Origin of the sequence: Thermoanaerobacter sp. A7A, from assembly GCF_000445185.1 — a bacterium.
Classification (GTDB): domain Bacteria; phylum Bacillota; class Thermoanaerobacteria; order Thermoanaerobacterales; family Thermoanaerobacteraceae; genus Thermoanaerobacter.
The window spans coordinates 1-1,331 of the sequence record NZ_AVAF01000154.1; the positions used below are offsets into that span (position 1 = coordinate 1).

The 1,331-nt window shown below is 32.5% G+C and carries 2 protein-coding genes; both read left to right on the forward strand.

Annotation, left to right across the window (positions count from 1 at the left end):
- On the forward strand, positions 1-802 hold an 802-nt coding region (locus M663_RS0112070), incomplete at its 5' end, for a PHP domain-containing protein (protein WP_042805371.1).
- A 55-nt stretch (positions 803-857) separates the two neighbouring features.
- Positions 858-1,331, forward strand: a 474-nt coding sequence (locus M663_RS0112075) for an aminotransferase class I/II-fold pyridoxal phosphate-dependent enzyme (protein ID WP_029689086.1), incomplete at its 3' end; no start/stop codon positions are given.

A 1,331-nucleotide genomic window follows, 5' to 3' on the forward strand; every position in this document is an offset into this window, starting at 1 on the left:
CGATGGAACTAATTCACCATCTGAAGTAGTTCGATTGGCAAAAGAACATGGACTTAGCTGTATTTCTCTGACAGATCACGATACAGTTGATGGGCTTGAAGAAGCCATGGAAGCTTCTTCTAAATATGAGATCGAAGTTATTCCTGGAATTGAGTTTAATTGCTATTATCAAAATCAAGAAGTTCATATTTTAGGTTATTTTATAAATTACAAAGATAAAAAATTTTTTGAAAAGTTGGAAGAAATGAAAAAGTTGAGAAATGATAGAGCCAAAGCGATTTTAAAAAAATTAAATGAATTAGGGATTGATATTTCTATAGAAGACGTATTGGAATTCACAAGTGAAAAATTCATAGGAAGACCTCATATAGCAAGAGCTCTGATAAAAAAGAATTATGTAGAAAGTGTAAAAGAAGCTTTTGAAAAATACATAGGAGTGGGTGCTCCTGCTTATGTAGAAAGATACAGAATCACTCCTTTTGAAGCAATAAACCTTATTTTAGAAAATGGAGGTGTTCCTGTTTTAGCTCATCCCGGGTTACTTCAAGATGATAGTATTATTGAGGAATTAGCCCCAAAAGGTTTAATCGGAATAGAAGTTTACCATTCAAAACACACTACCGAAGATATAGAAAAGTATTTAAACAAAGCTAAAAAATACAAGTTAATCATAACTGGAGGCTCAGATTTTCACGGTATAGAAGTAGATGGCAGAGACCTTTTAGGAACAATAAAGTTGGACTATGAATATGTAGAAATATTAAAGAGTAAGGCTAAAAATTTTGTAGAAATATCAAAATAATTAAGTTAAAATAATATTGTGATTCATATAACAAAACCCTCTGGAGGTGTAAAAATTGGATTTATCCCAAAATGCCTTACAAATTACCCCTTCTATGACATTAGAAATAACTGCAAAGGCAAAACAGCTAAAAGCTCAAGGCATAGACGTTATAGACTTCGGAGTAGGAGAGCCAGATTTTGATACACCTGATTACATAAAAGAAGCTGCAATTGACGCTATAAAAAAAGGCTACACCAAATACACTCCTTCTTCGGGCATTTCTGAATTAAAAAAAGCAGTATGCGACAAGCTTTTAAAAGATAACGGCCTTAAATACCAACCAGAACAGATTGTCATATCAAATGGTGCAAAACACTCTATATATAATGCTCTTTGTGCAATTTTAAATCCTGGCGACGAAGTTATAATTCCTGTACCTTATTGGTTAAGCTATCCTGAGATGGTGAGATTGGCTTATGGAAAACCTGTCTTTGTAAAAACAAAAGCAGAAAATGACTTTAAAATTACAGCCGAAGAATTAAAAAAT